16 protein-coding genes, 5 tRNA genes and 2 pseudogenes are annotated in these 23191 nt (G+C 70.4%); 10 read left to right on the plus strand and 13 right to left on the minus strand.

The genetic code is table 11. The annotated features are described in order from the left end of the window. Positions 1 to 3 precede the first annotated feature (3 nt). The 6 genes from RKD23_RS11350 to RKD23_RS11375 form a co-directional block, all read right to left on the minus strand. Positions 4 to 76: transfer RNA gene (locus RKD23_RS11350), tRNA-Glu, on the minus strand. A gap of 44 nt (positions 77 to 120) precedes the next feature. Continuing rightward, positions 121 to 192, minus strand: a tRNA-Gln gene (locus tag RKD23_RS11355). 20 nt (positions 193 to 212) lie between these two features. Next, positions 213 to 285 (minus strand) — tRNA-Glu (locus RKD23_RS11360). A gap of 63 nt (positions 286 to 348) precedes the next feature. After that, positions 349 to 421 (minus strand) — tRNA-Glu (locus RKD23_RS11365). 21 nt (positions 422 to 442) lie between these two features. After that, positions 443 to 514 (minus strand) — tRNA-Gln (locus tag RKD23_RS11370). Positions 515 to 604: 90 nt separating this feature from the next. Further along, entirely contained in the window at positions 605 to 1336 is a 732-nt protein-coding gene (locus RKD23_RS11375) for an HAD family hydrolase (RefSeq protein WP_424853576.1), read from the minus strand. Positions 1337 to 1410: 74 nt separating this feature from the next. Between RKD23_RS11375 and RKD23_RS11380 the strand changes: the two genes are divergently transcribed. After that, on the plus strand, positions 1411 to 1686 hold the full coding sequence (locus RKD23_RS11380; protein ID WP_424853577.1) for a hypothetical protein: 276 nt from the start codon (positions 1411 to 1413) through the stop codon (positions 1684 to 1686). Between the two features lie 60 nt (positions 1687 to 1746). On the opposite strand, the gene gltX is transcribed toward RKD23_RS11380, so the two are convergent. From gltX to RKD23_RS11395, 3 genes are all read right to left on the minus strand, one after another. Then, the gene (gene gltX / locus RKD23_RS11385) at positions 1747 to 3231 is read right to left on the minus strand and encodes a glutamate--tRNA ligase (protein WP_424853578.1); all 1485 of its coding nucleotides are present in this window, start codon (positions 3229 to 3231) and stop codon (positions 1747 to 1749) included. Beyond that, positions 3224 to 4000: a fumarylacetoacetate hydrolase family protein gene (locus RKD23_RS11390; RefSeq protein WP_424853579.1), complete on the minus strand. Its 777-nt coding sequence runs from the start codon at positions 3998 to 4000 to the stop codon at positions 3224 to 3226. The genes gltX and RKD23_RS11390 overlap by 8 nt, the downstream gene beginning before the upstream one ends. A 183-nt stretch (positions 4001 to 4183) precedes the next feature. Next, positions 4184 to 4372, minus strand: coding sequence for a hypothetical protein (locus RKD23_RS11395; protein ID WP_424853580.1), 189 nt, complete (start codon positions 4370 to 4372; stop codon positions 4184 to 4186). Positions 4373 to 4934: 562 nt separating this feature from the next. On the opposite strand from RKD23_RS11395, the pseudogene RKD23_RS11400 reads away from it, so the two are divergent. The 8 genes and pseudogenes from RKD23_RS11400 to RKD23_RS11435 all read left to right on the plus strand — a co-directional run bounded on the left by RKD23_RS11400 (position 4935) and on the right by RKD23_RS11435 (position 15515). Continuing rightward, positions 4935 to 8731 (plus strand): annotated as a pseudogene (locus RKD23_RS11400) (nitrate- and nitrite sensing domain-containing protein). Positions 8732 to 8740: 9 nt separating this feature from the next. Further along, positions 8741 to 9154: a roadblock/LC7 domain-containing protein gene (locus tag RKD23_RS11405; RefSeq protein WP_003973453.1), complete on the plus strand. Its 414-nt coding sequence runs from the start codon at positions 8741 to 8743 to the stop codon at positions 9152 to 9154. Between the two features lie 114 nt (positions 9155 to 9268). Next, positions 9269 to 9667, plus strand: coding sequence for a DUF742 domain-containing protein (locus RKD23_RS11410; protein WP_424853581.1), 399 nt, complete (start codon positions 9269 to 9271; stop codon positions 9665 to 9667). Continuing rightward, positions 9648 to 10238, plus strand: a complete 591-nt coding sequence (locus RKD23_RS11415) for a GTP-binding protein (protein ID WP_399652336.1) — start codon at positions 9648 to 9650, stop codon at positions 10236 to 10238. Before RKD23_RS11410 ends, RKD23_RS11415 begins: the two co-directional genes overlap by 20 nt. Before the next feature lie 387 nt (positions 10239 to 10625). Continuing rightward, the gene (locus tag RKD23_RS11420; RefSeq protein WP_424853582.1) at positions 10626 to 13865 is read left to right on the plus strand and encodes a nitrate- and nitrite sensing domain-containing protein; all 3240 of its coding nucleotides are present in this window, start codon (positions 10626 to 10628) and stop codon (positions 13863 to 13865) included. A gap of 10 nt (positions 13866 to 13875) precedes the next feature. Beyond that, positions 13876 to 14289: a roadblock/LC7 domain-containing protein gene (locus tag RKD23_RS11425; protein ID WP_004983065.1), complete on the plus strand. Its 414-nt coding sequence runs from the start codon at positions 13876 to 13878 to the stop codon at positions 14287 to 14289. A 94-nt stretch (positions 14290 to 14383) separates the two neighbouring features. Next, positions 14384 to 14953, plus strand: coding sequence for a DUF742 domain-containing protein (locus tag RKD23_RS11430; protein WP_424853583.1), 570 nt, complete (start codon positions 14384 to 14386; stop codon positions 14951 to 14953). Continuing rightward, on the plus strand, positions 14934 to 15515 hold the full coding sequence (locus RKD23_RS11435; protein WP_424853584.1) for a GTP-binding protein: 582 nt from the start codon (positions 14934 to 14936) through the stop codon (positions 15513 to 15515). Before RKD23_RS11430 ends, RKD23_RS11435 begins: the two co-directional genes overlap by 20 nt. Before the next feature lie 177 nt (positions 15516 to 15692). Here RKD23_RS11435 and RKD23_RS11440 read toward each other — a convergent pair whose 3' ends face one another. After that, complete coding sequence (locus RKD23_RS11440) at positions 15693 to 15884, minus strand: acyl-CoA carboxylase subunit epsilon (RefSeq protein ID WP_404046250.1); 192 nt, start codon at positions 15882 to 15884, stop codon at positions 15693 to 15695. Between the two features lie 57 nt (positions 15885 to 15941). Then, the gene (locus RKD23_RS11445) at positions 15942 to 17525 is read right to left on the minus strand and encodes an acyl-CoA carboxylase subunit beta (protein WP_404046247.1); all 1584 of its coding nucleotides are present in this window, start codon (positions 17523 to 17525) and stop codon (positions 15942 to 15944) included. 310 nt (positions 17526 to 17835) lie between these two features. Here RKD23_RS11445 and RKD23_RS11450 point away from each other — a divergent pair, with 310 nt between their 5' ends. Next, positions 17836 to 18444 carry a YceI family protein gene (locus RKD23_RS11450; protein ID WP_424858217.1) on the plus strand — a complete coding sequence of 203 codons (609 nt, stop codon included), beginning with the start codon at positions 17836 to 17838 and terminating at the stop codon, positions 18442 to 18444. 84 nt (positions 18445 to 18528) lie between these two features. Here the strand turns inward: RKD23_RS11450 and RKD23_RS11455 are convergent. Then, positions 18529 to 19893: pseudogene (locus RKD23_RS11455) on the minus strand (hypothetical protein); the annotation flags it as partial. A gap of 58 nt (positions 19894 to 19951) precedes the next feature. After that, positions 19952 to 22975: a glycoside hydrolase family 3 protein gene (locus tag RKD23_RS11460; RefSeq protein WP_424853585.1), complete on the minus strand. Its 3024-nt coding sequence runs from the start codon at positions 22973 to 22975 to the stop codon at positions 19952 to 19954. Positions 22976 to 23191: the final 216 nt, after the last annotated feature.

Consider the following 23191-nt stretch of genomic DNA (forward strand, 5'->3'; position numbering starts at 1 on the left):
TCGTACCCCCGACCGGATTCGAACCGGCGCTACCGCCTTGAGAGGGCGGCGTGCTAGGCCGCTACACAACGGGGGCGTGGACACTGCACGCGTTTAATACTGCAACGCCGCAGGCCCGAGCTGGTCTACCTGGACTCGAACCAAGACTAACTGAACCAGAATCAGTCGTGCTGCCAATTACACCATAGACCAATGTGGTTTAGACCAGTCAGTACCCCCGACCGGATTCGAACCGGCGCTACCGCCTTGAGAGGGCGGCGTGCTAGGCCGCTACACAACGGGGGCCCTAGCGATCCTGACATCGAGATCAGCGGGAGCTACCCTGACTGTCCTCGCGGGAAGGATCTGTACCCCCGACCGGATTCGAACCGGCGCTACTGCCTTGAGAGGGCAGCGTGCTAGGCCGCTACACAACGGGGGCTTTGCAGATGAGCTCTGCGAGCTGGCCTACCTGGACTCGAACCAAGACTAACTGAACCAGAATCAGTCGTGCTGCCAATTACACCATAGGCCACTGGAACTCAAGCCCCTGAGGGGATCTCGTTCTAGTTCGCTCCTCGGGGCTTCGGCCTCTCGGCCCGCGCCCCTCGGCGCAGAAAGAACATTACCCGAAGGTGTCCGGGGCTCCAAAACGGGTATCGGCGCCGAGGAGCGCGGGGAGTTCGGAGAGGGTCCCGATCCGGTGTCCGCCACGGGGTGCGGAGGCGGTCACGGCCCCGCCCTCCCGGTCGATCCAGACGGAGAGCAGCCCCGCCTCGGCGGCCCCGCGCCCGTCGATCTCCGGGTGGTCGCCGACGTACGCGACCTCGTGCGCAGGCAACGACAGGGCCTCGCAGGCGGCGAGGAACGCGGCGGCCTCCGGCTTGGAGACGCCCAGCTCGGCGGCGCACAGGATCGACTCGAAGCGGCCGTGGAGGCCGAGCACGCGCAGCTTGCGGTCCTGGACGGTCAGGCTGGAGTTGGACAGCACGCCGTGCCGGTAGCCGGCGGCGAGGGCGTCCAGGACCGGAACCACGTCCGGGAACACGGCCCAGGCGGCCTCGTAGTGGCGGAGGTACCGCTCGAACCAGGCGTCCGCCTCCGCGTCGCTCAGCTCCTCCCCCAGGAACACTCGCACCCGGTCCCTGCGCTGTCCCTGGAAGGTCGTCTCACCTGCCGAGAACCGCGCCCATTGCGCATCCGTGACCTCCCGCCACCGCGTGATGGCCTGCTCAGGCGTCCCGTACCCCTCCATCAGGCCCTCGGCGACCAGATGGGCCCGCATACCCTCCCGGTCCGCGGTCGAGTAGTCGAAAAGGGTGTCGTCCACGTCCCAGACCACGGCTCGGATGCTCATGGACCGACCGTAACGCGGGGGACCTGTTCGCGGGGCGGATACGAGGAAGGGGGCGACTGGCACACTGCGGGGGCATGAGCGAACGCCGCGTCCAGTTCACCGTCGAGGCCCGTGCGACGTACGACACACTGCCCGCCGCGCGCCGGGCCCAGCTCGACCGGGCGGTGCGGGTCCTGGCCCGCGACCCGTTCCGCAGGGCCGCCTCCGCGCCCATCGGCCCGGACGAGCACGTGCGCCGGGCCTACGTGGGGCCGGGCCTCATAATGGAGTACGCGGTGGCCGGCGCGGTCCTGGCGGTCGTCGCGGTGGAGGCGTTCGAGGAGAGCGCCTACCTGATCGACTCGGACTGAGGCGAGATGCCCGAGGGGCGGCACCCGGGCTCCCGGGTGCCGCCCCTCGGCATATGTGACTTACGCCGCCAGCTTCGCCAGGGCCGCGTCGATGCGGGTCAGCGTCGTGTCCTTGCCCAGGATCTCCAGGGACTCGAAGAGGGGCAGGCCGACCGTGCGGCCGGTGACGGCGACGCGGACGGGGGCCTGGGCCTTGCCGAGCTTGAGGCCGTGGGCCTCGCCGGCGGCCAGGACGGCCTCCTTGAGGGACTCGGGCGACGTCCAGTCCGCCGCTTCCAGCTTCTCGCGGGCCGTGCGCAGCAGGGCGTCCGAGCCCTCCTTCATCGCCTTGGTCCACGAAGCCTCGTCGGAGACCGGCTCGGGCAGGAAGAGGAAGTCGACGTTGTCGGTGATCTCCGACAGGACCTTCAGGCGGGTCTGCGCGTGCGGGGCGATGGCCTGCCACTTGGCCTCGTCGAAGTCCTCCGGGGCCCAGGGGGCGAAGGGGGCCTTCAGCCAGGGGGCGCAGCGCTCGGTGAAGTCCTTCACATCGAGCATGCGGATGTGGTCGCCGTTGATCGCCTCGCACTTCTTCAGGTCGAAGCGCGCCGGGTTGGGGTTCACGTCCTTGATGTCGAAGGCCGCGACCATCTCCTCGATCGAGAAGACGTCCCGGTCGGCGGAGAGCGACCAGCCGAGCAGGGAGAGGTAGTTGAGCAGGCCCTCGGGCAGGAAGCCCTGCTCGCGGTAGAGGTTCAGGGACGCCTGCGGGTCGCGCTTGGAGAGCTTCTTGTTGCCCTCGCCCATCACGTACGGCAGGTGGCCGAAGGACGGGATCTCCTTGGCGATGCCCAGCTCGATCAGCGCCTTGTAGAGGGCGATCTGGCGGGGGGTGGAGGAGAGCAGGTCCTCGCCGCGCAGGACGTGGGTGATCTCCATCAGCGCGTCGTCGACCGGGTTCACGAGCGTGTAGAGCGGGGCTCCGTTGGCTCGTACGATCCCGTAGTCCGGGACGTTCTCCGGCGTGAAGGTCAGCTCGCCGCGGACCAGGTCGGTGAAGGTGATCGTCTCGTCGGGCATGCGGAAGCGGACGATCGGGGCGCGGCCCTCGGCCCGGTACTGCTCGACCTGCTCGGCGGTCAGCTCGCGGCAGTGGCCGTCGTAGCCGGACGGCTTGCCGGCGGCGCGGGCGGCCTCGCGGCGGGTGTCCAGCTCCTCCTGGGAGCAGTAGCAGTGGTAGGCGTGGCCGCCGTCCAGGAGCTTCTGCGCGACGTCCTTGTAGAGGTCCATGCGCTGCGACTGGCGGTAGGGCGCGTGCGGGCCGCCGACCTCGGGGCCCTCGTCCCAGTCGAAGCCCAGCCAGCGCATCGCGTCGAGCAGCTGGTTGTAGGACTCCTCGGAGTCGCGGGCCGCGTCGGTGTCCTCGATGCGGAAGACCAGGGTGCCCTGGTGGTGACGCGCGAAGGCCCAGTTGAACAGGGCGGTGCGGACCAGGCCCACATGCGGGTTACCGGTGGGCGAAGGGCAGAAACGTACACGGACTGCTGGGGCAGATGCGCTAGCCACGCTTGACAACCTTGTTGGTGAGAGTGCCGATGCCTTCGATGGTGACGGCGACCTCGTCGCCGACAGCCAGGGGGCCGACCCCCGCGGGGGTGCCCGTGAGGATGACGTCGCCGGGCAGCAGCGTCATGGCCTCGGTGATGTTGACGATCAGGTCCTCGACCGAGTGGATCATCTCGCTCGTCCGGCCGAGCTGGCGCTGGTCGCCGTTGACCGTGAGCTGGATGGTGAGGTCGCTCGGGTCGAGGTCGGTCTCCACCCAGGGGCCGAGCGGGCAGGAGGTGTCGAAGCCCTTGGCCCGGGCCCACTGCTTCTCGCGCTTCTGGACGTCACGGGCGGTGATGTCGTTGGCGCAGGTGTAGCCGAAGATCACGTCCTTGACGCGTTCGCGCGGGACCTCGCGGCACATACGGCCGATGACGACGGCCAGCTCGGCCTCGTGGTGGAGGTCCTCGGAGAAGGACGGGTACTGGATCGCGTCGCCCGAGCCGATCACGGACGTGGCGGGCTTGAAGAAGGCGAACGGGTCCTCGGGCACCTCGTTGCCCAGCTCGCGCGCGTGCTCGGCGTAGTTGCGGCCGAAGGCCACGACCTTGTTGGGGAGCACCGGCGGCAGCAGCCGGACCTTGCTCAGCGGCACCTTCGTACCGGAGAGCTCGAAGTCCGCGAACGGGATGCCCTTGATGATGTCGAGGACGAGCTCGTCCTGCTTCTCACCCTCGACCGCGCCGAAGGCGACGTTCCCGTCGATGGAGAACCTGGCGATGCGCACGGGTTGCTTGGCCCCTTGACTGAGAGCGGCTGGATCTGACGCTCCAGGCTAACGCGGCAGGCGGCGGCTGCCGCGCCCATATACGCCCGAGGGCGCCGCGGACCGGGTGGTCCGCGGCGCCCTCGGGTCTACAGGGGTGCTCGAGCCGTGCTCGACCCGAACGGTCGGCGTGCGCCGTGCGTATTACTCTGCGGAGGCGGCGGCCGTGGCCGGGAGCTCCATCAGGATCGTGCGCCGGGGGTTGGCGGTCTGCGCGGGGAGTTCGACGGAGTGCTCCAGGCGCTCCGGGGTCTGCAGTTCGTCGGCGTCCGTCAGGTGCGCCAGCGTGGTGCGCCGCGGGTTGGCGAGGCGGAACAGCGTCGTCGTCTTCACGGTTGTCCGGATCCTGTCGTGTGGCTGGTTGTCAGAGCGTTACCTGTTGTAAAGCGTCAGGCTAAACATCCGATTCCCTGCTGAACGCGTGAAGAGCCCATGATCCCCGTGTGAGTTTGCTCACGAATCGACACTCAAACCGGTCAATTCAGGCCCGCAACTCATGCCCACGAAACGGACATTGCACCCCTGAAGCTGCCATTCCGCTCCTGATCATGGCGACTGGGACACGACGGCCCTCTCGGCGAATCGCCCGCCTATGTCCGTTATACGGGAGGCGTCGGTGTACGGCTCGTGACCTGACCCTCACAGCCCGTCACGGAAGTCGCGGCCTGGCCTACGGGCCTTGTTGGAGATCCTGCACTGTGCTGGAATTCCTCGGACCGCCGCGGGATCGAACCGGCGCGCAGGGGCGCACACAGCGCCGAGTGGCGGTGAGAAGGGGGAAGCCAGCGCCGGTCACTCACGACCATCCGGGGACGTATTCAGGGCGTCCCCGACGACGCCGACACCGTTCTTCCGTTCACTCGGAAGGGCGCCTGGTCCAGAGGTTGCGACGCTAGTGCAGGGACGTTTCAAGAGGGATGGCAGCGCTTCGGCGGAGCCGGAGCCGCATGGCGGGACGGGCCCCAAGGCCGTCGGCTCCTCGCCCCAGCACGCCCAGAACCAGGGCCCGACGTCGTCCGACGCAGACCGCTCGGGGCGTCCCGGCGGGTCCGCACCGTCGGCCGCGCCCACCCCGTCCGTGAAGCCGCCGACGGGCCCGACCGGCCCCGGCCCCCGAATAGCGCTGCGCAACTGGCGCATCTCCACCCGACTGGTCTCGCTGCTCGCGCTCCCCGTGGTCGCCGCGACCACCCTCGGTGCCCTGCGCATCAACCAGTCGATGGACGACATGCAGCAGCTCGACAACATGCGGCTGCTGACGGACATGACCAAGCAGGCCACCGAGCTCGCCGCCGCCCTCCAGGAGGAGCGCGACCGGTCGGCCGGCCCGCTGGCGCACGACTCCACGGCCAACGACCTGACGATCAAGGGCTACCGGACCAAGACGGACCGGGCCATGGACAACTTCGTCAACGCCTCCGAGGAGATCGACGCCGCCGCCAAGGACGGCAACCTCCAGGGCGTGCGCGACACCCTCGTGGGTCTCGTCGGCGAACTCGGCAACGTCGCCAAGATCCGCTCCAAGGCCTACGAGTCCGAACGCAACTCCACCCAGACGGTGGAGGCCTACCACCGCCTGATCACCCACCTGCTCGACCTCTCCCAGGACATGGCGGAGGCCACCAGCAACCCGGAGATGATCAAGCGGACGCGTACGCTGGCGGCCTTCTCCTCCGCCAAGGAGTACGCGTCGATCCAGCGCGCCGTCCTGGCCGCCGCCCTCCCGGCGAACAACAAGAGCGACGGTGACCTCTCCGAGAACGACCGCCTCTACGGCCAGTCGGCCCTGGAGAGCGAGGAGTCCGAGCTCGCGAGCTTCCGCAGCATCTACGGCACCGAGGACGCCGCGGAGACGCTCAAGCCCATCGAAGAGGGCAACGCGACCATCAAGGACGCCGACCTCTACGCCGACCGCGCCTTCGGCCGGATCGACGGCATCGACGGCCTGGGCCGCCGCTCCTACCTGGACTGGGTGGACGACAGCTCGGCGAAGATCGAGCAGATGCGCAAGATCGAGACCCAGCTGCTCGACGACATGGAGCAGAAGGCCCGTGAGCTGCGCAGCGAGTCCGAGCAGGAAGCGATCATCTCGGGTGCGCTGATCCTGCTCGTGCTCGGCGTGTCCCTCGTCGGCGCCTTCGTCGTGGCCCGCTCCATGATCCGCTCGCTGCGCCGACTGCAGGAGACCGCCACCAAGGTCGCCCAGGACCGGCTGCCCGAGCTGGTCAAGCAGCTGTCCGAGTCCGACCCGCAGGACGTCGACACGTCCGTGGAGTCGGTCGGTGTGCACTCCCGTGACGAGATCGGCCAGGTGGCCGCGGCCTTCGACGACGTGCACCGCGAGGCGGTCCGTCTCGCCGCCGAGCAGGCCCTGCTGCGGGGCAACGTCAACGCGATGTTCACCAACCTCTCGCGCCGCTCCCAGGGTCTGATCCAGCGCCAGCTGTCGCTGATCTCCGAGCTGGAGTCCCGCGAGCGGCCGACCCCGACCAGCTGGCCTCGCTGTTCAAGCTGGACCACCTCGCCACCCGTATGCGCCGTAACGGCGAGAACCTCCTCGTCCTCGCGGGTGAGGAGCCCGGCCGGCGCTGGACCCGCCCGGTCCCGCTGGTCGACGTGCTCCGCGCCGCCGCGTCCGAGGTGGAGCAGTACGAGCGCATCGAGCTGGCCTCCGTGCCGACCACGCAGGTCGCCGGCCGGGTCGTCAACGACCTCGTGCACCTGCTCGCCGAGCTGCTCGAGAACGCGACCTCGTTCTCCTCGCCGCAGACCAAGGTCAAGGTCACCGGTCACGCGCTGCCCGACGGCCGCGTGCTGATCGAGATCCACGACACCGGTATCGGCCTGTCCCCCGAGGACCTCGCCGCGATCAACGAGCGGCTCGCGCAGCCGCCGACCGTGGACGTCTCCGTCTCCCGCCGCATGGGTCTGTTCGTGGTCGGCCGTCTGTCGCAGCGCCACGGCATCCGTATCCAGCTCCGCCCGTCCGACTCCGGTGGTACGACCGCGCTGGTCATGCTGCCCGTCGATGTCGCCCAGGGCGGCAAGAAGCCTCAGCCCAAGGCCGGTCAGGGCCCGGGTGTCGGCGGTCCGGCCGCGGCTCAGGCCGCCGCCGGCGCGGCCGCGGCCCGGCGCCAGAACGGCGGCGCACTCGGTGGCGGTGCCCCCGCCGCCGGTGGCGGGCTGCTCGGCGCCGGCCAGGGTCCGCGCGCCGCGCTGCCCGGCCGTGACGGCGCCCTTCCGGGTACGCCCGGTGGTGCGCGTGGCCCGCAGGGTCCGAACGCCCCGCAGGGTCCCGGCAACCAGCAGGCTCCGGCCGGTCAGCAGATGCCCGGTCAGCAGGCCCCCGGTGGCCGGCAGGGCCGTCCGGCTCCGGCGCAGGCCGGCTTCGGTCAGGCGCCCGCGGGCGGTCAGGGCCGGCCGCAGCAGGGCCAGGACGCCTTCGGCGGTGCGCGCGGCCAGCAGGGTCAGGACGCCTTCGGTGGCCCGCGCGGCCAGCAGGGCCAGGGCCAGAACCCGGGCCAGGGCCAGGGTCAGGACGCCTTCGGCGGTCCCCGTGGCGGGGCGACCCCGCAGCACGGCGACGCGGGCGCCGAGCAGGGCGGCTCGCGCCGCCGCCGGCCCCAGCTGCCGCCGCAGGGCGGTGCCCGGCCCGAGCTGCCCGGCGGTTCCGCGCCGCAGCAGCGGCCGGCCTGGAGCGACGACAACGCGCAGCCGCCGGTCTCCCGTGCCTCGCTGGACGCCCCGCGCGGCCACGAGGAGTCCGACCTCGACCGCACGGGCCGTATGCCCCGGATCGACGACCTGCAGGGTCCCGGGTCCACCGCGGAGATGCCGGCGATTCCGCGGGCCGACGAGCGTCAGGGTCTGCCGCCCGGTTCCGCCGACTACGGCCGCCCGGATGCCAACTCTCCGCAGGACACCGGCCAGTTCCCGGCGCCGCAGGGCTACCAGAACGGCTCGACCGGTCAGTTCCCGGCCCCGCAGAACCCGGCCGCGACCGGCCAGTACCCGGCCCAGCAGGGCTACGACAACGGCTCCACCGGCCAGTTCGCCGCTCCGCAGGGCTACCAGAACGGCTCCACGGGCCAGTTCCCGGCCCCGCAGGGGTACGACGGCAACTCCACGGGCCAGTTCGAGCGTCCCCAGCAGGGCGGTGCCGAGGCCCGGCGCCCGGCCGCCCCGCAGCGTCCGCAAGCGCAGCGGCCCGCCGCGCGCCCGGAGCCGGAGGCCCTGCCGCCGGCGCCGAGCCCGGGTGACGGCCGTACGCCGCTGTACGACACGCTGGAGACCAACTGGTTCCGCCAGGAGCGCCAGGGCGAGCAGGGCGCGGCTCCGGCCGCCCCGCAGCAGCCGCAGGCCGCCGCTCCGGCGCCGGCCCCCCAGCGTCCCGCAGCCACCGCCTGGCGCAGCTCGCCGAACGACGACCTCGTCCGGCAGGCCGAGCGCGTCCGGCAGCCGGCCGCGGGCGGCATCACGACGTCCGGCCTTCCGCGCCGGGTACCCCGGGCGAACCTCGTCCCGGGTACGGCTCAGCAGCAACAGCACCAAGCCGGTCCGCAGGTCTCGCGTGCGCCTGACGACGTGCGCGGGCGGCTGACCAATCTCCGCAGGGGCATCGCTCAGGGTCGTCAGGCCGGTACCGGCCAGACCGGCAGCTTCCCCAGCCCCTCTCACCAGCAGGAGCGTTAGTTGAGCCAGATGAGCCAGGCGGCACAGAACCTCAACTGGTTGATCACCAACTTCGTGGACAACACCCCCGGGGTGTCCCACACGGTCGTGGTGTCCGCCGACGGCCTGCTGCTGGCCATGTCGGAGGGGTTCCCGCGGGACCGCGCCGACCAGCTGGCGGCCGTCGCGTCGGGACTCACCTCGCTGACGGCCGGGGCCTCCCGGATCTTCGAGGGCGGCAACGTGGCGCAGACGGTCGTCGAGATGGAGCGAGGATTCCTCTTCCTCATGTCCGTCTCGGACGGCTCGTCGCTCGCCGTGCTCGCCCACCCCGAGTGCGACATCGGCCTGGTGGGCTACGAGATGGCGCTCCTCGTCGATCGCGCGGGAGCGGTCCTCACGCCCGACCTGCGCGCCGAGCTCCAAGGCAGTCTGCTTCACTGATCACCCCGAGATCCACCTGCCTCACCAAATCACCGTTCGGCCGACACAATCCCCCCACCGGCCCTGCTCAGACGGCACGACCGACCGAGACTTGCTGTCCCGCCCGGAGGATTCATGACCCCGCCCACCGCCTCTCATGATCCGTACGCAGACGATCCGTACGGTGACGAGGGCGACCAGCCGCTGGTTAGGCCGTACGCGATGACCGGCGGCCGGACCCGGCCGCGCTACCAGCTCGCCATCGAGGCGCTGATCAGCACGACGGCCGACCCGGCAGCGCTGATGGGGCTCCTTCCGGAGCACCAGCGCATCTGCCATCTGTGCCGTGAGGTGAAGTCGGTCGCGGAGGTCTCGGCCCTGCTGTCCATGCCGCTCGGTGTGGCCCGGATCCTCGTGGCCGACCTCGCCGAGGCCGGCCTGATCGCCATCCACCAGCCGGGTGGCGACGAAACCACCGGTGCGCCGGACGTGACACTGCTCGAAAGGGTGCTCAGTGGACTTCGCAAGCTCTAGCGGCGGTCCGGTCTCCACCGGACGGTCCACCACCTCCGCGAAGATCGTGGTGGCGGGTGGCTTCGGCGTGGGCAAGACCACGTTCGTCGGCGCCGTCTCGGAGATCAATCCGCTGCGCACGGAGGCCGTGATGACGTCCGCGAGCGCGGGCATCGACGACCTCACCCACACCGGGGACAAGACGACCACCACGGTCGCCATGGACTTCGGCCGTATCACCCTGGACCAGGATCTGATCCTGTACCTGTTCGGTACGCCCGGTCAGGACCGGTTCTGGTTCATGTGGGACGACCTGGTGCGCGGCGCGATCGGCGCTGTCGTCCTGGTCGACACCCGGCGCCTGGCGGACTGCTTCCCGGCGGTGGACTACTTCGAGAACAGCGGGCTGCCGTTCGTGGTGGCGCTCAACGGGTTCGACGGCCACCAGCCGTACCACCCGGAGGAGGTCCGCGAGGCCCTGCAGATCGGCCCCGACACCCCGATCATCACCACCGACGCGCGGCACCGCGCGGATGCGAAGTCCGCGCTGATCACGCTGGTGGAGCACGCGCTGATGGCCCGCCTGCGGTAGGAGCCAAATCTGCCGTGCGCACGGCAGTTGTACAACGGTTGTCGTAGACGCTCCGGAGCCGGCTGTGGCTTTTGACACGGCCGGCTCCGGTGTTCATAACGTTTCGGCAGAGGAATCGGCATACGCCACCACGCGTCGCGGTCGGCCGGTCTCGCTGCGCTCACGAAAGCCCCGTCTTTTGACGGGGCTCGCTCTTTATGACCGTTTTATCTGGCCCTTACAAGATCCCGATCCGGTGCTTCCCCATGTTTGGAACTGCACTGGTTGACGTGCTGGAATGCCTGAACTGCCCATTAGTCAAAGACGTACTCCGTGGTCGATGACGAACCGGGCTCTGAGACACTGCGGCACGACGTAGGTGCCCGCCGCCGAGAGGTTGTTGGTCGAGTGAGGCGAAGCAAGAACGGTCCCGAGCCGCCCGCGCGGGGCAACTTCACCCCGCCGCCGCGCGGTGCGGCGCCCGCCCCCGTGCCCGGCTCGGAGCCCGCGGCCGCCCCCGTCGAGAGCGGCGGCCGGCTGTCCCCGCGCAACTGGCGGGTGCCGACCCGGCTGAACGCGATCCTGCTCATACCCGTGCTGGTCGGCCTCGTCATGGGCGGCTTCCAGGTGAAGAGCTCGATCGACACCTGGCAGCAGGCCGAGGACGCCGAGAAGGTGGCGCTGCTCGTGCGCGCCGCCGACGAGTACGGCCAGGCCCTCCTCGACGAGCGCGACCTGAGCGCGCCCGACCTGCTCGCCGGCAAGGGCGTCACCGACGACGTCGAGAAGCTGCGGGCCGCCACCGACGCGGCCAAGCAGAACTTCGACGAGGCGGCCCAGGACCTTCCGCAGACGGCCTCGCTGAAGCGCCGTATGGAGCTGTTCGAGTCCAACGAGAGCAAGCTCGACGCGCTGCGCAAGGCCGCCTACACCGAGGCCATGGACCCGGTGAAGACCGAGGAGGGCTACGTCGCCGTCCAGCACGGTCTGATGGAGTTCGCCAACGAGCTGAACCTCGGCACCGGCAACATCACCAGCTACGGCCGTACCGTGTACGCCGTCTCGCTCGCCAAGGCCGCCGCCTCGCTGCAGCGCTCGATCGGCACGCACCTGCTGCTGCGCCCGAGCGACAAGCCCGAGGTGGCCACCCAGCAGCGCGTCTCGCTGGTCTCCTACCGCTACCTCGAGGGCATCGCGGTCAACGAGTTCGTCTCCGGCGCCACCCAGGGTGACGTCGACCGGCTCGACGAGGTCATGGCCGAGCAGCGCAAGGCCGTCGGTGACAAGGGCACCGCGGTCGACGCCGGCCAGACCTCCTCCACGCAGGGCGGCGCCTACTCCGCCATGCCCGCCGCCGACCGCATGGTCCAGGGCATCGCCTCCGGCGCCTTCAGCGCCGAGCAGCTGGCGGAGAAGGGCGTCACCGTCCAGACCTGGATGGGCGCCTCCACCGCGAAGTTCGAGGGCTACAACACGGTCGAGACCGAGCTCGTGGACAAGGCCGTGGACGAGGCCCAGGTCATCGCCGACGACGCCAAGCAGGACGCCTTCGTCACCGGTGGCATCGTCGTCGTGGCCCTGCTCGCCGCGTTCATCCTGGCCGGCATGGTCGCCCGCCAGATGAGCCGCGCGATGCGCCAGCTGCGCAACGCCGCCTTCGGTATCGCCGAGCAGCGTCTGCCGATGCTGGTCGACCAGCTCTCGCGCACCGACCCCGGCCGTGTCGACACCCGGGTCGCGCCCATTCCGATCACGACCACGGACGAGATCGGCGAGGTCGCCCGTGCCTTCGACCAGGTCCACCGCGAAGCGGTCCGCCTCGCCGCCGAGCAGGCCCTGCTGCGGGGCAACATCAACGCGATCTTCACCAACCTGTCGCGCCGCAACCAGTCGCTGATCGAGGGCCAGCTGACCCTGATCACCGACCTGGAGAACAACGAGGCCGACCCGGACCAGCTGGAGAACCTCTTCCGGCTGGACCACCTCGCGACCCGTATGCGCCGTAACGGCGAGAACCTCCTGGTCCTCGCCGGCGAGGAACCCGGCCGCCGCTGGGACCAGCCGGTCCCGCTGGTGGACGTGCTGCGCGCCGCCTCCTCCGAGGTGGAGCAGTACGAGCGCATCGAGCTGTCCGGCGTCCCCGAGGCCGACATCCACGGCCGCGCGGTCACCGACCTCGTGCACCTGCTCGCTGAGCTCCTGGAGAACGCGACGACGTTCTCCTCGCCGCAGACCAAGGTCCGCGTCACCGCGACCCGTCTGCCCGACGGCCGTGTGATGGTCGAGATCCACGACAAGGGCATCGGCCTCACGGCCGAGGACTTCGCGGACATCAACCACAAGCTGGCGAACCCGCCGACCGTGGACGCCGCGATCTCCCAGCGCATGGGCCTGTTCGTGGTCGGCCGGCTGTCCGACCGGCACGGCATCCGGGTCCAGCTGCGCCCCTCGGGCGAGCAGGCCGGTACGACGTCGCTGGTCATGCTGCCGGACGCGATCACGCACGGTGGTGGTGGCGAGCAGGCGATGGAGCGCGACGAGTTCACCGTCTCGCAGATCATCCCGGAGCAGCAGTTCCGCGGCGAGGACTTCGGCGGGCAGCAGGCCCAGCCGATGCGCACGGCCGCCGAGCTCGGCTTCGACGACAGCCGCTACACCGAGGTCCCCGACGACATCCGCGAGCTGGACCCGGTGGGCCGCTCCCTGATGCGCGAGGAGCGCCGCGCGGCCCTGGAGGCCCAGACGCACGGCCAGCAGCCGTCGCAGGACTCCGACGAGTCGTCGTACGACGAGTTCACCGGTCACGGCTACGCGGGCGGCCAGAACGGCTACCCGGACGAGTCCGGCGCGTACGGCCGTCAGACGTCGTACGAGGAGCAGCAGCAGCCCGCGTACGACGAGCAGTACTACGCGCCCAACGGCGGTCTGCCGCAGGGCGACGGTTTCTCGTCCCCCGGCGGCTACCCCGAGCCGGGCTATGCGGAGGGCGGCCAGGAGCAGCACGCGACGGTGCCCCCCGCCGGCCAGGACACCTTCTCCGGCTACCAGGAGCAGTCCTACCAGGCGGACTGGCAGCAGCAGGACGGCTACCAGAACGGCTACCCGGACCAGTACGCTCCGCAAGCGGAATCGACGCAGGCCGCTGACGCGAGTGAGCGGGACCGCGTAGGCTTCGACCGTCCGGATGCGGCTTCCTCCACCGGGCACGCGCTGACCGACGCCGGACTTCCGCGCCGCGGGTCCACCGGCTCCACCGACGCCGGGCTCCCCCGTCGCGGGGCCACGGGCGGCAGCGCGAACGGCGCTCGGCCCGCGGACCGGGAAGCTCCGGCCTCCGCGCCGGAGAGCAACGGCGACACCTGGCGCTCGGCGAACGACGAGCGCTGGCAGCAGGCCGCGCAGCTGAGGAAGCCCAAGGCGGGCGGGGTCACCTCCTCCGGCCTGCCGAGGCGGGTGCCCAAGGCCAATCTGGTCGAAGGCACCGCGGAATCGACCCCGCAGGGCGGCCCACAGGTCTCCCGCGCCCCCGAGGACGTCCGGGGCAGGCTGAGCAACCTGCGCCGGGGTGTCCAGCGGGGACGCAGCGCAGGAAGTGAAACGAACGGCCAGGGCTTCGGTCCTGACAGCACCTACAACCAGGAGCGTTAGTGTGAGCCCGATGAGCCAGGCGGCACAGAACCTGAACTGGTTGATCACCAACTTCGTGGACAACACCCCTGGGGTGTCCCACACCGTGGTGGTCTCCGCCGACGGACTCCTTCTGGCGATGTCCGAAGGCTTCCCCCGCGACCGCGCCGACCAGCTCGCGGCCGTCGCCTCCGGTCTGACCTCGCTGACCGCCGGTGCCTCGCGCATCTTCGAGGGCGGCAGCGTGAACCAGACGGTTGTGGAGATGGAGCGGGGATTCCTCTTCATCATGTCCATTTCCGATGGTTCCTCGCTCGCGGTGCTGGCCCACCCGGAAGCGGACATCGGCCTCATTGGGTACGAGATGGCCCTTCTGGTGGACCGCGCGGGCACCGTACTGACCCCGGACCTGCGGGCGGAGCTCCAGGGGAGCCTGCTCAACTGACAGACGGACGGTGCGTTTTCGCCTCCCGAGACCGTAAGGTTTCGGGACGCGGCTCCACAGGTATGGGTGCCCGGCACAGTCGGAGGAGGAAGAAGTGGCAACACCCCCAGGCGGTTCATCGGGTAACTGGTCGTACGACCCTGCCCAGGGTCACGGCGACGGTTCCCAGAACCGGTACGACTTCCCCTCCACCCCGGGCCACCGGCAGCCGTACGTCCCGCAGGGCCCCGGCCCCTCGCCGTACGACCAGCCGCAGGCACCGCGCATCCAGCCCGTGCAGCCGCAGCGACGTGCCCCTGAGCCGGCGCCCGCCGGGGCGTCGAACAACCCCCTGGTGCGTCCGTACGCCATGACGGGCGGCCGCACCAGGCCGCGGTACCAGCTCGCCATCGAGGCGCTGGTGCACACCACCGCGGCTCCGCACCAGATGCAGGGCCAGCTGCCCGAGCATCAGCGGATCTGCAATCTGTGCCGGGAGATCAAGTCGGTGGCCGAGATCTCGGCCCTGCTCACGATCCCCCTCGGCGTGGCCAGGATCCTCGTCGCCGACTTGGCGGAGGCGGGCCTGGTCGCCATCCATCAGCCAGGCGGCGCCGAGAACGCCGGCGGCCAGCCAGACGTGACACTGCTCGAAAGGGTGCTCAGTGGACTTCGCAAGCTCTAGCGGCGGTCCTTCCCGCTCCACCACCTCCGCGAAGATCGTGGTGGCGGGCGGCTTCGGCGTGGGCAAGACCACGTTCGTCGGCGCCGTCTCGGAGATCAACCCGCTGCGCACAGAGGCCGTCATGACGTCCGCGTCGGCCGGCATCGACGACCTCACCCACACCGGGGACAAGACGACCACCACGGTCGCCATGGACTTCGGCCGCATCACCCTCGACCAGGACCTGATCCTGTACCTCTTCGGTACGCCCGGCCAGGACCGGTTCTGGTTCATGTGGGACGACCTGGTACGCGGTGCGATCGGTGCGGTGGTGCTCGTGGACACCCGGCGCCTCGCCGACTGCTTCCCGGCCGTCGACTACTTCGAGAACAGCGGGTTGCCGTTCGTCATCGCCCTCAACGGCTTCGACGGGAACCAGCCGTACCAGCCGGAGGAGGTCCGCGAGGCCCTCCAGATCGGGCCGGACACCCCGATCATCACGACCGACGCGCGGCATCGGGCGGATGCCAAGTCGACGCTGATCACGCTGGTGGAGCATGCGCTGATGGCTCGGCTTCGGTAAGAGGCTTTACTGGATCGGCTATTGAGCTGCCGTGGACGGTTGTATGCCGTCTGCGGCAGCTCTTTGGTTGCTCGCGCCCGCGCGGCGGAGCCGCATATCGATACAGCCCCGCGCCCCTAAAAACAACAGCAGGGCCCCTCTCTTTTCGAGAGGGGCCCTGCTGTTTGTCTGTCCGGCTCAGCGCCAGCTGTGCGGGGCTCGGAAGCCCGGCTCGCGCTCAAGGCGGCGCCAGCCGGCTTTTGCGCGGCCGCGGTGGGCCGGGGCGGGGGTCGGCTGGGCGGCGGCGCGGGCGAGGAGGATGGCCGTCAGGGCGGCCACTTCCTCGGGCTCGGCGTGGCCCTTCTCGACGCGGATGTCAGGGAGGTTCATGGGTGTCAGTCTCCGTGGATGAGGTTTCCGCAGCGGGACGGCGGATGGTCCGTCGGGTTACTGCGGGGGGTTGCCGTGCTTGCGGGACGGCAGGTCGGCGTGCTTCGTGTGGAGCATCGCCAGGGACCGGATGAGCACCTCGCGGGTCTCGGCCGGGTCGATGACGTCGTCCACGAGGCCGCGCTCGGCCGCGTAGTACGGGTGCATCAGCTCGGCCTTGTACTCCTTGACCATCTTCTGCCGCATGGCCTCGGGGTCCTCGGCGTCGGCGATCTGCCGCCGGAAGATGACGTTGGCGGCACCCTCGGCGCCCATCACGGCGATCTCGTTCGTGGGCCACGCGTAGGTGAGGTCGGCACCGATGGACTGGCTGTCCATGACGATGTACGCACCTCCGTACGCCTTGCGCAGGATCAGGGAGATCCTCGGCACGGTGGCGTTGCAGTAGGCGTAGAGGAGCTTGGCGCCGTGCCGGATGATTCCACCGTGCTCCTGGTCCACACCAGGGAGAAAGCCGGGCACGTCCAGAAGAGTGACGATCGGGATGTTGAAGGCGTCGCACATCTGGACGAAGCGCGCGGCCTTTTCCGACGCCTCGATGTCCAGGACACCGGCGAGGCTCTGCGGCTGGTTGGCGACGATGCCGACGACCTGGCCGTCGAGCCGGGCCAGGGCGCAGATGATGTTGCGGGCCCAGCGCTCGTGGACCTCCAGGTACTCGCCGTCGTCGACGATCTCCTCGATGACCTTGGTCATGTCGTACGGCCGGTTGCCGTCGGCCGGGACGAGGTCGAGCAGGACGTCCGAGCGGCGGTCCGGCGCGTCCGCGGACTCCGCGCGCGGCGGGTTCTCGCGGTTGTTCTGCGGCAGGAGCGAGAGGAGGTAGCGCACCTCGGCGATGCACGTCTCCTCGTCGTCGTAGGCGAAGTGGCACACGCCTGAGGTCTCGGCGTGGACGTCGGCGCCGCCGAGGCCGTTCTGCGTGATCTCCTCGCCGGTCACCGCCTTGACCACGTCGGGGCCGGTGATGAACATCTGCGAGGTCTCGCGGACCATGAACACGAAGTCCGTCAGGGCCGGCGAGTAGGCCGCGCCGCCCGCGCACGGGCCGAGCATCACCGAGATCTGGGGGATGACACCGCTGGCCCGGGTGTTGCGCTGGAAGATGCCACCGTAGCCGGCGAGGGCGCTGACGCCCTCCTGGATACGGGCGCCCGCGCCGTCGTTGAGGGACACGAGCGGGGCGCCGGCCGCGATGGCCATGTCCATGATCTTGTGGATCTTCGTGGCGTGGGCCTCGCCCAGCGCGCCGCCGAAGATCCGGAAGTCGTGCGCGTACACGAAGACCGTCCGGCCCTCGACCGTGCCCCAGCCAGTGATGACACCGTCGGTGTACGGCTTCTTCGCCTCCAGACCGAAGCCCTGGGCGCGGTGCCGGCGCAGCTGCTCGACCTCCCGGAAGGAGCCGGGGTCCAGGAGCAGCTCGATGCGCTCCCGCGCGGTCAGCTTGCCCTTGGCATGCTGTGCCGCCGTCGCCTTCTCGCTCGGTCCGGCCACCGCCTGCGCACGGATCTCGTGCAGCTCGGCGACCCGCCCGCGCGCGTCGGTGGGCTCACCCGTCGTCTCTTCCAAAACGGTCATGTAGTGACCTTACGAAGCCCACCAAGGATTGCGAGCCGTCGACTCTGTACAGTCTCCGGCCCGTTTTCCTGGTGCGACTGAACAGAACCGTAGGTCCATGCAGGCGTTTCGACTGCTCAGAGGGCATAGGGGCTGTAGGGGTCCGACAAAAACAGTTAGGGGTGTCGCCGATCACCACGGTAGGCCATCCGCAGGACGTCCCGGATCGACCCTGCCGAAGATGTTGAACTTTGAACGGAATAGGTCTACCGTCGTTCTCGTTGAGCTCGTTGAACATTCAACAGCTTCCGTCCCCCTCAAGGAGCACACCATGGGCATCTTCGGCCGCAAGGACAGCGACAGCGCCACGACCGCCACCGCCGCCCCGGTGAACCCGGACCTGGCCGCGCTGACCGGCGACTACACCATCGACGCCTCGCACACCACGCTCGGCTTCGTCGCCCGGCACGCGATGGTGACCAACGTCAAGGGCAAGTTCCTCGACTTCTCCGGCTCGCTGCACCTCGACGGCACCGACCCGGCCCGGTCCTCCGCCTCGCTCGACGTCAAGATGGACAGCATCGACACCGGCAACGCCGACCGCGACGGTCACCTGAAGAGCGCCGACTTCTTCAGGACCGACGAGTTCCCGACGATGACCTTCCGCTCCACCAAGGCCGAGGCCCTCGGCGGGGACGACTACCGCATCACCGGCGACCTGTCGATCCTCGGTGTCACCCGGCCGCTCACCATCGACCTGGAGTTCAACGGCGCGGCGAAGGACCCGTTCGGCAACGAGCGTGTCGGCTTCGAGGGCAAGGCCGAGATCCTGCGCTCCGAGTGGGGCCTGACCTGGAACGCGGCGCTGGAGACGGGTGGCGTCCTCGTGTCCGACAAGATCAAGCTGAACTTCGACATCTCGGCGATCAAGAACGCCTGACGCCCGGACCGCACTGAGCGCGCCCGCCCTCATCCCCTCACCGGGGAGGGCGGGCGCTCGGCGTTTCAGAACCCCGCCCCCGAAGTCCCCTCCCCCACCGAAGTCCCCGCCCCCGCCTCCGCCTCCGCCTCCGCCGAAGTCGCCTCCCCCGAAGCCGCCGCCGAAGTCACCGGTGTCGAAGTCCCCGCCGGAGACGTCGCCGCCCTCGTAACCGCCGCCGCCGAAGTCGCCGTACCCGGAGCCGTAGTCGGTGGCGTACGCCGGGGTCGCCATGGCGCTGCCGAGCATGGTGCCGATGAGCAGGCCGGGCAGCAGGCCGCCGCCGAAGTAGCCGCCGGCCCAGGGGCCGTAGGCGGGACCGGCGTCCCAGTAGGGGCGACGGCCGGAGACGGTGTCCACCTCACGGACGAGGGGATCGCGGCCGTCGGCGAGTCGGGCCTGGTCGGCGGCGCAGACCGGGACCTGCCGGGTCGCGCCGGCCTGGGGCGTCCACTCCACGTCCGCCACCGAGGGGCCGTGCCGCGGATCGAAGAAGCAGGGCGGCCTGCGCTCGGGCAGCGGCCTGCCCTCGCGGCGGGCCGCGAGCCGGGCCAGCGAGAAGCGGCCGTCCTCCAGCGCCTGCGTCACCGCGCGCACGTCCTCCGGCCTGCGGGCCTGTTCCATCAGGCGTTTCGCCTGCTCGTAGGAGTCCAGGGCATGGGAGTAGTCCTCGCGCATGGCGTCGTCGGCGCCGGGTTCGGCAGGCTGGAAGTCGAGGCGGTCCAGTTCCTCGCCGTACGCGGTGATGTCCTCGTCGACGACGACCCGCAGCTTCTCCAGCGCCTCGCGCTGGGCCTGTTCGTGCCGGCGCCGGTTGCGGCGGACCAGGGTGTAGGCGCCCGCGCCGCCCGCCGCGAGAACCACGCCGAGGGTGACGAGCGTGCCGGTCGAGGCCCCGCCCCGGTCACCGGAGTCCCAGCTCGACGGCGCCGAGCCGCCCATGTTGGCCACGGCCCGGTCGGTGAAGTCGCTCAGCTGGGTGGCGGGATCGTCCACGCCCTGGACGCTCTGGACGAGATTCGCCACGGCGCCGCGCGGCAGGACGGAGGAGTCGGCGCGGGCGTCGAAGCGGTCGCCGACGCGGATCGCGTACAGGCCGGTGATCCCGGTGGCGGTCCGCAGATCCCGGAACAGCGTCCCGGTGGGCTGGTCGGCGGGCAGGACCGCGACGAACACCGGCTTGTCGGCATCCTCGATCCTCTTGACCAGGGCCTCCGCGTCGGAGTCGGAGAGCTGGTCCTGGGCCCCGGGGGCGACGTACACCGGGCTCTCGCGGAGAGCCGCGGCGATCGTCGACACATCGGTGGCCGCACCGGCGGGCGGGGCGCCCGCCGTCAGCAGAGTCAGGACGGCGAACGCCAGCGCGATCAGCAGACCGGCGGGCCCTCGGGCCGTGGGCACGACCTTCATACCTCGAAGCTACCCGAAGATGCCCGAAGGGACCCGAACCGGTCATATTTCCCTGCGGTCAGGCCGCCCGGTAGGCGGCCGCCAGCTTCGTCACGGCCGCGCCGTAGCGCCCGGTGAGCGCCAGGTGCTCCGCCTCCGCGAAGGGCTTCGCGAGCGCGGCGGTGATGTGCTGTCCGGCCTTGGCCTGCACGATCAGCCGGGCCTTGGCGACCAGCGCGCGGCCGGCCTCGTCCGCCCCGGCCCGCTCGGCCGCGGCAGCCGCCACCCCGAGGGCCTTCAGGGTCGCGGCTCCGCCGCCGGGCACCTTGGTGCCGGTGGTCAGGCCCCACCCGTAGGGGTACTGCGGGTCGTACGCCGCGTCCCCGACGTTGATCGGCAGCTGCGCCTCGGACTTCGGCCAGGTGACGGGGAGCTGCCCGGTGAACGGCCGCCGCCCGTACAGCACGTCCGCGACTCCGGCGCCCTCGGTGCCCGGCAGCCAGGACGCCACCAGCGCGTCGATGCTTCCCAGCCGGTCGCCGACCAGCTGCGGACGCCCGGACACGATCAGCACCGCGCACTTCATCGCCGCGCACACCTTGTCGACCGCGGCCCGGTCGGCGGCGGACAGCTCCAGGTCGTGGCCGTTGCCGACATCGCCCATGCCCTCGGCGTACGGGGTCTCCCCCACGACGACCACACCGACGTCGTGGCCGGCGGTCGGGGCCGAGGCGTCCTTGGACCAGGTGACATCCCCTCCGGCCTCGCGCAGTCCCTCCAGGACGGTCGTGCCCGGGGTGATGTCTCCGGACGCGCCCTGCCAGGTGATGGTCCAGCCGCCGGTCTGGTTGCCGATGTCGTCGGCGTCGGACCCGGCGACGTACACCTTCTGGCTCTTCTTGAGCGGCAGCAGGCCGCCGTCGTTCTTCAGCAGCACCTGCGACTTCGCCGCCGCCTCCCGGGCGACCGCGCGGTGCGCGGCCGAGCCGATGGCCGCGGCGCCGGACGTGTCGGCGTACGGCTTCTCGAACAGCCCCAGCCGGAACTTCTGCGTGAGGATGCGGGCCACGGCGTCGTCGATGCGCGACTCGGCGATCCGTCCGGCGCGGACCTCGGCGACCAGTGTCGTACGGAAGTCCTTGTAGGCGTACGGCACCATGATCATGTCGAGGCCGGCGTTGACGGACGTCCGCACGTCCGAGGCGAGGTCGCCGGGGATCTGGTCGATGGCGGCCCAGTCGCTGATGACGAAGCCCTCGAAGCCCATACGGTCCTTCAGGACGCCGTTGATCATGTCGGCGCGGGCGTGCATCTTGACCGGTCCGCGGCCGTCGCCGATCAGGTCGAGGGAGGAGTAGGAGGGCATGACCGAGCCGACTCCGCGGTCGACCGCGTCCTGGTAGGGGGCCAGATGCACGGCCTCCAGTTCCTCGCGGGTGACCTTGGTGACGCCCTGGTCGATGGTGTAGCTGCCGGTGGTGGAGGAGCCGTAGGCGGTGCCGCCGTCGCCGACGAAGTGCTTGGCGGTGGCCAGCACCTTGTCGTCCCGGTCCAGGTCCTCGCCGTTCGCGCGGCCCTGCAGGCCCTGGATCACCGTCTCCATCGACTCGACGAGCGCGGGGTCCTCGCCGAAGGACTCGTACGACCGGCCCCACCGCTCGTCGCGGGTCACGCACAGACAGGGGGCGAAGTCCCAGGGCACGCCGGTGGCGCGGACCTCGGCGGCGGTCACCGCGCCCGTGCGGCGGGCGAGTTCGGGGTCACGGGCCGCGCCGATGCCGATGTTGTGCGGCATGACGGTGGCGCCGACCAGGTTGTTGTGGCCGTGCACCGCGTCCACGCCGTAGATGAGGGGGATCTGGAACCGGGTCGCCTGCGCCCGCAGCTGGAACCCGTCGATCATCCTGGCCCATGCCTCGGCCGTGTTGGGCGTCGGCGTGGAGCCGCCGCCGGAGAGCAGCGAGCCGAGGGCCTGCGCGGCGATGTCCCCCGGGTCGGCGGCGACCGCGCCGCGCTCGGCCTGGGTCATCTGGCCGGCCTTCTCCTCCAGGGACATCCGGGACAGCAGATCGGCGACGCGCCGCTTCACCGGGAGCTTCGGGTTCAGATACGGCAGCCCGTGCGCGTCGATGACGACCTGCGGGTTCTCGGCGGGAGCCTTGGCGCCGGTGACGGTGAGCGCGACCGGGACGGTCTCGGCGTGCTCGGCGGAGTCGTCGTGGAGGGTGGAGACGCGCAGGGTCCGGGTGGTGCCGGAGGGGGTGCCGGCGGGGAAGGTGACGGTCCCGGAGGCCGCCGTGAAGTCCTTGCCGGGCTCGGCGGTGCCGCTTGGGCCGGTCTCGTAGGCGACGGTCACCGGCTCGTCGATGGGGGTGCCCCCGATGGTGCCGAGGGTGAGTCCGATGGTGGCGGTGCCGCCCTCCTCGACGGGGTGCACGGCGGCGTCGGTGGTGACGGACACCCGCCTGGACTGGTCGGCGCGGCCGTAGAGTTCGACGCCGTCGAGGGCGAACTCGCCCTTCAGGCCCACCGGGAGGGTGAGGGCGTAGCCCCAGGTCTCGGTGAGCCCGAGGATCTGGTCGATGCCGCCGACGGGCTGGTAGTCCGTGCGGTACGTGAACGCGGTGAAGGGCAGCTCGATCTGCTTCCAGCCGGTGAAGTCGTCGGCGAAGGACGTCGTCCACAGCTCGGAGGCCTCGCCGTTCGCGCCGCCGTCCTTCAGCTCGAAGGCGATGCTCCGGCCCGTGCCGTGCCCCTCCCACCACAGGCGTACGCCCTTGTGGGCGGACCAGTCGTGGGCGGGCTCGGCGAAGGCGAAGTCGTGGGTGAAGCCGCCCCAGCCGCTGATGTCGTACGTCCCGGAGAGCACCTTGTCGCCCTCGGGGGCGTCGGGGCGGGCCCGAAGCGTGAGGGCGGGGTGGTCGTCGGTGTCGCTGCCCCAGGTGAAGAGGCCACCGGCGGGGGGATCGGCGAAGGGGACCTCGCCCTCGAAGCGGTCGACGGGTACGGGGGCGGGGTCGTCGGCGGCCTGGGCGGCGCCGGCCACCACAGGGAGCAGACCGGTGAGCAGGGTGGCGCAGGCGAGCAGGGCGGTTCTTCGCATGGAACGGTCCCTCGACTCTCGTCACGGCTTAGATCACGGCGTGAGTTAACTGGTGAAGTGAGGCGCCGTCAAGACTTCACGCCAGAACTGATACCCGCGTAACCAGCGGCCGGATCTGGGGTGTTGTCGTTTCGAGTAATGAACGCGTGAGCCCTTGACGGGGTGGCGGAGCCGTCATTTACTCACGGCTCGCACGCCTCCCCACCCCACTTCCAG

It is taken from the genome of Streptomyces sp. SAI-170, assembly GCF_049739565.1.
In the GTDB taxonomy this organism is placed as follows: domain Bacteria; phylum Actinomycetota; class Actinomycetes; order Streptomycetales; family Streptomycetaceae; genus Streptomyces.